Source organism: Flavobacteriales bacterium (genome assembly GCA_016712535.1).
In the GTDB taxonomy this organism is placed as follows: domain Bacteria; phylum Bacteroidota; class Bacteroidia; order Flavobacteriales_F; family PHOS-HE28; genus PHOS-HE28.
The window spans coordinates 1-10,242 of sequence record JADJQW010000002.1 but is presented as its reverse complement, the minus strand read 5'-3'; the positions used below and the strand labels follow the sequence as shown (position 1 = coordinate 10,242).

Below are 10,242 nucleotides of genomic sequence, written 5' to 3'. Positions count from 1 at the left end.
TGGCAGGCCATTCCTGCTTCGCGATCAGATCGCGACCAAAACGATCCTAGTGCTTCGCGATCGGATGGCTCAGCCCTTCGTACTGGCTCAGCTCCATCTTGATCGAGCCCACGAGCACCTTGGCCTGCGCGAGCACGGGGATCTTGTTGCCGTCGTCGGTGATCCACACGTTGAGGTCGTCGTTGGTCTTGAACACGCGGCCCTCCTGCACCACGGGCTGGAACTTCATGCAGCGGTACTTCCCGTTCCGCAATTTGATCGTCTCCCTGCCGATGAACTTCATCTGCAAGGGCCAGAGCTCGTCATCGAGGAAGGTCTGGATGGTGTACACATCGCCGGGATTGGCGTTGCTGAAGTCAATGGTGCGCGCGTAGTAGAAGGCGCTGAGCATGTCTTGCACGCTGGGTGGCACCGCATGCGTTTGCTGCTTCTGCGTGGTCACCTCGTTCTTGTGCTGGCGGTAGAAGTAGTCCTGTGAGAACTCGTAGCCGCCCTCGCTCACGCGGCGCTGGAACATCCACGGGAACACGCCCTCGGAATCGATCTGGCTCTCGTAATAGTCATCGACCTTGTAGAAGGCGTTGAAGGCGCCGAGGCTCCGGCCGCGGCCCACCGCGCGCAGCACCTTGCGTCCCATGATGGGCTGCTCCGACTCACGCAATTCCACAACCGCTTCGCCAGCATTCATCCAGCCGTAGTGAACGACGTAGGTGAGCTTCTCGCCGGGCTTGAAGGCATTGTGGCTGATGCTGCGGTACGGCGTGCTCGAGGGAGCCGGGAGCGTGTTCGGTTCGGTTGGGCGATCACTCTGGGCGAAGGCCATGGTGAAGAGGCCGATGCCCGCGAGCAGGAAGGTGGAAGTGCGTGCCATGCCCTCAGGAACGCAAAGCGGGTGCCGATCGGTACGAGTGCAGCTGCTCGCTCCTAGCCACGAGCCTCTAGCCGGCTTCCGCCGAAGGCGGGCTAGTAGCTTGGGGCTAGGAGCTAGTGGCATGCGCTACACCACGATGTTCACGATCCGCTTGGGCACCACGATCACCTTCTTCGGCGGCTGACCTCCCAGCTTGGCCTGCACCTCCGGATTCGCGAGTACCTGGGCCTCCACCTCTTCCTTGCTCAGCCCGATGGGGAATTCGAGTTGTAGCCTCGTTTTTCCATTGAAACTGATGGGGTAGCTGAAGCTGTCCTCCACCAAGTGCTGGGCATCCCATTGGGGCCATTTTGCCCCTGTTACGCTGTCGGTATGGCCGAGCTTCTCCCACAATTCCTCTGCGATGTGCGGCGCGAAGGGCGCCAAGGCGATCACCAGCGGCTCCAGCACCGCGCGCTTGTTGCATTTGAGCGCGCCCAGCTCGTTCGCGGCGATCATGAATTGCGCCACGCTGGTGTTGAAGCTCATCTTCTCGATGTCCTCGGTGATCTTCTTCAGCGTGGCATGCAGGACCTTCAGTTCGGGTTTGGTGGGAGCATTGTCGGTAACGCCGAATGCATCACCTGCAAGATGGAAGAGATTCCAGAATTTCCGCAGGAAGCGGAAGGTGCCTTCAATGCCGTTGGTATCCCACGGCTTGCTCTGCTCCAGGGGGCCGAGGAACATCTCGTAGAGGCGAAGCGTGTCGGCACCGTACTTCGAAATGATGTCGTCGGGGTTTACCACGTTCAGCTTCGACTTGGACATCTTTTCTACTTCTGAAGCACAGAAGAACTCTCCGCCATCAGGTATGAACCCAGCTGTTGCAAAGGAGGGATTTGATCTTCGGAACATATCCTTATTCAGGACATCGTTTACAACCAAGTTGACATCAACATGCGTTGCTATCGTTCGGAATTCACGTGCATCAGTCCCAGCAGAAATGAGCAGGGGCCATGAATACTCTTCGTCTGAAACGACAGAGGTTCGTGTGGCGGCTGCCTCTCGGATTCTATTGATTACTGAATCGAGATTCACTACCGCTTCTCCAAGTGTGACGACAACGGCCACCGTGTTGCTCATGTTTTCCGTGAACCGCTCGATTCGTCTCTTGGCCGCTAATCGTCCTTCGGCCCCTTCAATCAAAGCCTTGGTTTCCAAGATCACATTCACCCCTTCCGGGCTAGTGAGCATCAAATCGGGTCTGACGGTTTCGTTGCCCTTGGGTTCGTACATAATCTTCCATCCATCGGCTCCCAATGTGTGCTCGAGAATCCCCCAATCCTCTCGGTCTACAATCATTTGTGCGATGCTCGAACGTCCCTGTATCATCCCCTGGTTCACCAGCTTCTTCGCGGGCTCATCAAAGTTGATCCAGCCGCGGTCGTGCAGGAACTTGGTCCAGAAGCGGAAGTAGAGCAGGTGGCCGGTGGCGTGCTCGCTGCCGCCCACGTAGAGATCCACCTGCTGCCAGTAGTTGAGGGCCTCGGGTGATGCGAAGCGGCCTTCGTTCTTCGGGTCCATGTAGCGCAGGAAGTACCAGCTGCTACCAGCCCAACCGGGCATCGTCGTCGTTTCCAACGGATGGCCTTGGTAGTTCCAATTCGCAGCGCGTGCGAGTGGAGGTTCTCCGTCCTCCGTCGGCAGGAACTTGTCCACTTCGGGCAGCTTCAGGGGCAGCTCGCTCTCGGGCAGCGCGTAAGGCACTCCGTCCTTGTAGTAGATGGGGATCGGCTCGCCCCAGTACCGCTGGCGGCCGAAAGCGGCATCGCGCAAGCGGAAGTTGATGCGGCGTTCGCCGGCACCGCGCTTCTCCAATTCATCAATGGCGCGTTTGATCGCATCGGGCACCTTCAGGCCCCGGAGAAAACCTTCGCTGCTGATCGTCGCGTCTTTGCGCTCATCGGCCTCTTTGCTGATGTCGGCGCCCTCGGTCACGGCGATGATGGGCAGATTGAAGTGCGTCGCGAAATTCCAGTCGCGCTGATCGCCGCCGGGCACGGCCATCACAGCGCCGGTGCCGTAGCCGCCGAGCACGTAATCGCCCACCCACACGGGCACTTCTTGTCCGGTGAAGGGATGGATGCAGGTTGCGCCGGTGAACACCCCGCTCACGCGCTTCACCTCCGTCATGCGCTCGCGCTCGCTGCGGTTCTTCGCCATGGTGACGTAGGCCATCACTTCGTCACGGCGGTTGGCGGGCGTGATTACTTCCACGAGTTCGTGCTCTGGCGCGAGCGTTACGAACGTCACACCGAAGAGGGTGTCGGGCCGTGTCGTGAAGACCTCGATTGCCTCACCCCCTACCCCTCTCCCGGGGAGAGGGGAGGAATACTCCTCTTCGGTTTTATCGTCTGCTGATGCACTGAAGTCCGGCCTTGAATCCAGTTCTGCTTGAATCCGTCGCTTGACCTCAAACACATCGGAGAGCACCTCTTCATTTCGGAAGCGGATGACCTTGAATCCCTTCTCGCCAAGCGCTAGCGTCCTCAGTGCATCTTCCTCTATTTGAAGGTCGTGGATATCACCATCCACTTCGATGACCAATTGTTTCCTTAGGGAAACAAAGTCCACGATGTACTTGTCGATGATGTGTTGGCGCCGGATTCGGCCACTGGTCGCATTCCCCCGGATGGCCTGCCAAAGTTTGTTCTCGGCCTCGGTGGGGTTATGACGCATCTCTTTCGCGTGTGCGACGAGCTTCGACCAGATGAATGGGTTTGCGGTCTCGCGGAATCGGCTTATCGCACCACTATCTGATTCATCCTGGTCGAAGTGAGCTGTTCCCCTCTCCTCGGGAGAGGGGTTAGGGGTGAGGTTGGATTTGAGTTTGAAACGCACGAGCGCTCCTTCACTGCGGCCGATCCAGTTGCGCTGCGCCTCCTTGATGCTCTCGCTCCAATCGAGCGTATCGAGCCCGCTGAGCAAGCGCTGCGCATACGCTGTGATGCGCATGCTCCACTGCGGCATCCGCTTGCGCTCCACGGGATGGCCGCCGCGCTCGCTCACGCCGTCCTTCACTTCGTCGTTGGCGAGCACGGTGCCCAATGCGGGGCACCAGTTCACCCATGCCTCGCTCAAGTAGGCCAGCCGGAAGTGCTGAAGGATGCGCTGCTTCGTGCGCTCATCGTAGGCTTTCCATTCATCAGCGCTGAATGCACCCAGTTCTTCTTCCACATCGCCGGTCAGCGCGCAGGGGTCCGATGGCTGCCAGCCTTGGTGCCCGAAGCGCACGACCAAGGTGTGGATCGGCTTCGCCTTCTGCGCTTCGTGGTCGTACCAGCTGTCGAAGAGCTGCAGGAAGATCCATTGCGTCCACTTGTAGAACGACGGATCGCTGGTGCGCACCTCGCGGCTCCAATCGAAGCTGAAGCCGATGGCATCAAGCTGTCTTTTGTATCCCCTAATGACCTCGCCGCTGCTGTTTAGGGCCTCCTTCTTGATGCTGCCATCAGAGTTCAGATACTTCGGCAATATGTTGCCTTCATCATCAAGGCACCCATCAATGTTCACCTCGGTGGTCTTCGCGGGGTGCTGTCCGGTCTGTATGGCGTACTGCTCGGCGGGAAGCCCGAAGCTGTCGTAGCCCATGGGGTGCAGCACGTTGAAGCCGCAATGCCGCTTGTAGCGCGCCACGATGTCGCTGGCGATGTAGCCGAGCGGGTGCCCCACATGCAGGCCGGCGCCGCTGGGGTAGGGGAACATGTCGAGCACGTAGTACTTGGGACGTGAAGCGTCGTTCTCCACACGGTAGGTTCCGCGCTTCGCCCATTCGGCGCGCCACTTCTTCTCGATCTCGTTGTGCTCGTAGGCCATCACGGTTGCTTGCGTGGCGAAAGGTAGAAGGGCGTCCGTACGCGCTCCTACCTTCGCCGCCCGATGAGCGCCCGCCGCAGCAAGATCCGGACCCGCACCACCAGCGTGGGCACGGTCATCGGCATCACCTTGGTGCTGTGCATGCTGGGCCTTCAGGGCTTCATCCTGCTCAATGCCCGCGCGATCGAGCGCTACTTCAAGGAGCAGGTGCGCGTGGAGCTCTTCCTGAAGCGCGAGCTGAAGGAGGCCGACGTGCTGCGCTTCCGCAAGGAGCTGGACCTTCAGCCATACAGCGCCGGCACCTTGTTGGTGACCCCGGAAGAAGCCGCTGCGCAAATGAAGGAGGAGCTGGGCGAGGATTTCCTGGAGCTGCTCGGCGGGGTGAGCCCCATCGACCCCAGCATCCAGCTGAGCGTGAAGCCCGCATATGCGCACCCCGACAGCATGAAGTGGATCGTGGCCGGCCTGCAGAAGGATGCCCGCCTGCACGATGTGGCCTACAACGCCGCCGTGATCGAGAACATGGACCGCAATTTCGTCACCCTCAACATCGGAGGGCTCATCTTCCTGGCCCTCCTGCTGGTGGTGGCCGTTGCGCTCATCAACAACACCATCCGGCTGGCCATCCACAGCCAGCGCTTCCTGATCCGCACCATGCACTTGGTGGGCGCTACCCGCTGGTTCATCAAGCGGCCTTTCCTCCTGAGCGGCGTGTGGCAAGGGCTGATTGCGGCGGTGCTGGCCGTCGGTACGCTCGCCGGCCTCTTCTGGCTGGGCAAGCGCTACGTGCCCGACCTGCTTGCCTTCACCGACGCGCTCTCCCTGGGCCTGCTCTTCGCGGCCGTGGTGGTCGTAGGGCTGCTCATCGCGCTGTTGGCCACCTGGGTGGCCGTGGGCCGCTACCTTCGCATGGATCACGAAGCATTGCACTGGAGCTGAACGAATCGCACATGGCCAAGCAGAACCACTTCAACGACCTGGCATTCACCGCCACCAACTACAAGCTCTTGCTCATCGGACTGGGCATCGTGGTGGTGGGCTACTTGCTCATGAGCGGCGGCGGCAACGGGGATCCAAACGCCTTCGATGCCACCGAGATCTTCAGTGATCGGCGCATCACCGTGGCGCCCATCGTGGTGCTGGTAGGCTACCTCTTCGTGGTATACGCCATCCTCAAGCGCGATCGTAGCGGCGAGGCGCAATGACGCTGCTGCAGGCCATCATCCTGGCCATCATCGAGGGGCTCACCGAATTCCTGCCCGTCTCCAGCACGGGCCACATGATCATCGGCTCGGCGCTCATGGGCATCGAGAAGGATGAGTTCGTGAAGCTCTTCACCGTGGCCATCCAGTTCGGCACCATCCTCAGCGTGGTGGTGCTGTACTGGAAGCGCTTCTTCCAGAGCATCGATTTCTACCTCAAGCTCCTCGCGGGCTTCATCCCGGCGGTGATTGCAGGATTGCTCTTCAAAGAGCACATCGATGCGTTGCTGGAGAACGTTTTCGTGGTGGGCCTCGCGCTCTTCCTCGGCGGCATCGTCTTCCTCTTCATCGATCGCTGGATGCCGGGCGGAACGGGAGCCGGGCCGCAGCCCATCACGTGGCGCAAGGCCTTCACCATCGGGGCGTGGCAATGCCTGGCCATGGTGCCCGGCGTGTCGCGCTCGGCGGCCACGATCATCGGCGGCCTTTCGCAGGGGCTCACCCGCAAGCATGCGGCGGAGTTCAGTTTCTTCCTCGCGGTGCCCACCATGTTCGCCGCAACGGTGAAGAGCATGTACGATTACATGAAGGATGGCGGCGCCTTCACCAACGAGCACTTCCAGCTCTTCGCCGTCGGCAACGCCGTCGCCTTCATCGTGGCCATCATCGCCATCCGCGGCTTCATCGGCTTCCTCACCAAGCATGGCTTCAAGGCCTTCGGATGGTACCGCATCGCCGTGGGCGGCGTCATCATCGCGCTGCACTTCATGGGCGTTCAGATGCAGATGTTCTGAGCCCATGATCCATGACCATGTCTTTGACCCGGTCGCCGGTGGCCTGATCCTGGTGGACAAGCCCCTCGGCTGGACCAGCTTCGATGCGGTGAAGAAGATCCGGGGCGCGATGCGCAGCGTGGTGCAGCGCCGCAACTTCAAAGTGGGGCATGCCGGCACCTTGGATCCGCTGGCGAGCGGACTGCTGATCATGGCCTATGGCCCGCTCACCAAGCAGCTGCCCGCGCTCACGGGATTGGAGAAGACCTACACGGGCACCATCACCCTGGGCAGCACCACGCCCAGCTACGATCTGGAGACGGCCACCTTGCACAGCGGACCGTGGGAGCACTTGAGCGAAGCGGAGATACGCGCCGCGTTCGCCCGCTTCATCGGTGAAGTGGACCAGCGCCCGCCGAATTATTCCGCGAAGCGCTTCGAGGGCGAACGTGCCTATTTCCTGGCCCGCGATCCCGAGCGGGCCCACGAAGTAGTGATGCCCGTGGTGAAAGTGATCATCAGTCAATTGGAAGTCGCCGCCGTCCGGGGCGCTCAAGTCGATTTCGAAGTGCATGTGAGCAAGGGCACCTACATCCGCTCGCTCGCGCACGACATCGGCCAGGTGCTGGGCTGCGGCGCCCACCTGAGCCAGTTGCGCCGAACGGCCATCGGTCCATACCGGGTAGAGGACGCGCACGTGCCGGAAGCCTGGGCACAGCACATTGCCCCTTTGCCCGACCGAGGCGCCCAATAGCCCGCCCAAGGACATCTCGTGGCTGTTGAATTCCGGGGTGTAATCCCCTGAATGCGAAGTTCTTTGACCTTGGCTTAACCGTGACACTATATTCGGCCCCCCAAACCCGGCGAGGCCCCGTAAGACCCCGCAATCCACATGAAACTCAACGCATTCAAGTTCAACCTCCCGAAGGAGCAGATCGCCCTCTATCCCACCAAGGACCGCGACGGAAGCAAGCTCATGGTCCTCCATCGCAAGGATGGCAAGATCGAGCACAAGAAGTTCAAGAACCTCCTCGACTACTTCGATGAAGGCGACACCTTCATCCTGAACAACACCAAGGTGTTCCCGGCCCGCATGTGGGGCAACAAGGAGAAGACCGGCGCCAAGATCGAGGTGTTCATGCTGCGCGAACTCAATCGCGAGAGCCTGCTCTGGGATGTGGTGGTGGACCCTGCGCGCAAGATCCGCATCGGCAACAAGCTCTACTTCGGCAAGGACGATGAGCTGGTGGCTGAGGTGATCGACAACACCACCAGCCGCGGCCGCACGCTGCGCTTCCTGTTCGATGGGCCTTACGAGGAGTTCAAGCGCACCATCACCGAGATGGGTGAGACCCCGCTGCCGCGCTACATCAAGCGCGAGACCGAGCCCAGCGATACGGAGCGCTACCAGACCATCTACGCCAAGCACGAAGGCGCCGTGGCCGCACCCACTGCGGGCCTGCACTTCAGCCGCGAGCTGATGAAGCGCATGGAATTGAAGGGCATGAACTTCGCCGAAGTCACACTGCACGTGGGCCTCGGCAGCTTCCGTCCGGTGGAGGTGGAGGACCTCACCAAGCACAAGATGGACAGCGAGCAGGTGATCATCTCCAAGGAGGCCTGCGCCATCGTGAACCAGGCCAAGGACACCAAGAAGCGCGTATGCTGCGTGGGCACCACCACCATGCGCGCCATCGAGAGCAGCGTGAGCACGGAGAACCACATGAAGTCGATGAACGGCTGGACCAACAAGTTCATCTACCCGCCTTACGAGTTCAGCATCGCCGACAGCATGGTCACCAACTTCCACATGCCCGAGAGCACCTTGCTCATGCAAGTGTGCGCCTTCGGCGGATACGAGCACGTGTGGAACGCCTACAAAGTGGCCATCAAGGACAAGTACCGCTTCTTCAGCTACGGGGACGCGATGCTCATCATCTGAAGAAACAAGCCGCAGGGACGCTGAGGCGCGGAGAGGAGAAGCTCTGCGCCTCTTTTCTTTGTGAAAGCCCCTGCATTCTCCGCGACTCTTCGCCTCTTCGGCAATACCCATGCATCGCTCCACCATCATCGTCGCCGGCGGAAGCGGCAAGCGCCTGGGCGGCCCCGTTCCCAAGCAGTTCCAAACGGTGAAGGGCCGTCCCCTGCTGATGTGGACCATCGAGGCCTTCCATCGCTTCGATCCGGGAATGGCGCTGATCGTGGTGCTGCCCCAGGCGCACCTCGACATCTGGAAAGCGCTGTGCATGGGTCATCGCTTCTTCATCGAGCACGAGGTGGTGGCCGGTGGCGAGCAGCGCTGGCACAGCGTGAAGGCCGGCCTTGAGAAGGCGGAAGGCGACGGGCTCGTCGCCGTGCATGATGGCGTACGGCCGTTGGTGAGCACTGAGCTGATCGCTCGCTGCTTCGATGCTGCGGACAAGCACGCCGCGGCGATACCAGTGGTACCCGTGGTGCCGAGCATCCGCGAGACCACCGCCGAAGGATCACGCGCGCTCGACCGCGCGAAGCTGCTGGCCGTGCAGACGCCGCAATGCTTCCACACCGACCTGTTGCGCAAAGCCTTCCAGCAGCCTTACGACCCCGCCTTCACCGATGAAGCGACACTGGTGGAGCGCTTGGGCGTGAAGGTGGCGCTGGTGGAAGGCGAGGAGAACAACATCAAGGTGACATCCGCCATGGACATGCGGGTCATCGAATCGCTGCTCGGTTGACACGATACGTTTCCAGCATGACAGCCCCCGACCTCCGCTCCCTCACCCTCGATGGGATCAAATCCCTCGTCGCGGAGCTCGGCGAGAAGCCCTACCGTGCCAAGCAGCTCTGGGAATGGTTGTGGAAGAAGAAGGCCCGCTCGTTCGATGATATGAGCGACCTGCCCAAAGCCTTCCGCGCGGCACTGGCGGAGCGCACGGTGCTGCGGCCCTTGGTGCTGGCCGAGGAGCAGCGCAGCCAGGATGGCACGGTGAAGTGCGCCTTCAGGACCTGGGACGGCCACATCGTTGAAGGTGTCCTGATCCCCACCCCAACGCGCTTTACGGCCTGCATCAGCAGCCAGATCGGGTGCAGCCTGACGTGCAGCTTCTGCGCCACCGGCAAGCTCAAGCGCGTGCGCAACCTGGACGCCGGCGAGATCGTGGATCAGGTGGTGCTCATCGATGCGCTCGCGCACAAGTACTACAAGCAGGGCCTCACCAACATCGTGTACATGGGCATGGGCGAGCCGCTGCTCAACTACGCCAGCACGCTGCGCAGCGCGGAACGGATCACCGCCGAGGACGGCCTGGGCATGAGCGCAAGACGCATCACGGTGAGCACGGCCGGCATCGCCAAGATGATCCGCAAGCTGGCTGACGATGGCGCACGCTTCAACCTGGCGCTCTCGCTCCATGCTGCCAACGATGCCAAGCGCGACCGCATCATGCCGATCAACGAGCAGAACTCGCTGGCCGAGCTGAAGGATGCCCTGCGCTACTACACGCGCACGCTGCGGAAGGACGTCACCTTCGAGTACATCCTCTTGCGCGGCTTCAACGATTCA

At 61.0% G+C, this 10,242-nt stretch carries 9 protein-coding genes; 7 read left to right on the top strand and 2 right to left on the bottom strand.

What is annotated here, in order from left to right; translation table 11 throughout:
• Positions 1-46 precede the first annotated feature (46 nt).
• Complete coding sequence (locus IPK70_00140) at positions 47-871, bottom strand: DUF3108 domain-containing protein (GenBank protein ID MBK8225565.1); 825 nt, start codon at positions 869-871, stop codon at positions 47-49.
• 126 nt (positions 872-997) lie between these two features.
• A complete protein-coding gene (locus tag IPK70_00135) occupies positions 998-4,726 on the bottom strand; it encodes a leucine--tRNA ligase (GenBank protein MBK8225564.1) in 3,729 nt (1,242 codons plus the stop codon).
• 63 nt (positions 4,727-4,789) lie between these two features.
• On the opposite strand from IPK70_00135, the gene IPK70_00130 reads away from it, so the two are divergent.
• The 7 genes from IPK70_00130 to rlmN all read left to right on the top strand — a co-directional run.
• Complete coding sequence (locus tag IPK70_00130; protein ID MBK8225563.1) at positions 4,790-5,665, top strand: cell division protein FtsX; 876 nt, start codon at positions 4,790-4,792, stop codon at positions 5,663-5,665.
• An 11-nt stretch (positions 5,666-5,676) separates the two neighbouring features.
• Entirely contained in the window at positions 5,677-5,931 is a 255-nt protein-coding gene (locus IPK70_00125; GenBank protein MBK8225562.1) for a DUF3098 domain-containing protein, read from the top strand.
• A complete protein-coding gene (gene uppP, locus IPK70_00120; GenBank protein ID MBK8225561.1) occupies positions 5,928-6,722 on the top strand; it encodes an undecaprenyl-diphosphatase UppP in 795 nt (264 codons plus the stop codon). The genes IPK70_00125 and uppP overlap by 4 nt, the downstream gene beginning before the upstream one ends.
• 4 nt (positions 6,723-6,726) lie before the next feature.
• On the top strand, positions 6,727-7,455 hold the full coding sequence (gene truB, locus IPK70_00115) for a tRNA pseudouridine(55) synthase TruB (protein MBK8225560.1): 729 nt from the start codon (positions 6,727-6,729) through the stop codon (positions 7,453-7,455).
• Positions 7,456-7,593: 138 nt separating this feature from the next.
• Positions 7,594-8,643 carry a tRNA preQ1(34) S-adenosylmethionine ribosyltransferase-isomerase QueA gene (gene queA, locus IPK70_00110; GenBank protein ID MBK8225559.1) on the top strand — a complete coding sequence of 350 codons (1,050 nt, stop codon included), beginning with the start codon at positions 7,594-7,596 and terminating at the stop codon, positions 8,641-8,643.
• Between the two features lie 109 nt (positions 8,644-8,752).
• A complete protein-coding gene (locus IPK70_00105) occupies positions 8,753-9,415 on the top strand; it encodes a 2-C-methyl-D-erythritol 4-phosphate cytidylyltransferase (protein ID MBK8225558.1) in 663 nt (220 codons plus the stop codon).
• A 17-nt stretch (positions 9,416-9,432) separates the two neighbouring features.
• The coding region (rlmN, locus tag IPK70_00100; protein ID MBK8225557.1) for a 23S rRNA (adenine(2503)-C(2))-methyltransferase RlmN at positions 9,433-10,242 on the top strand (810 nt) is incomplete at its 3' end.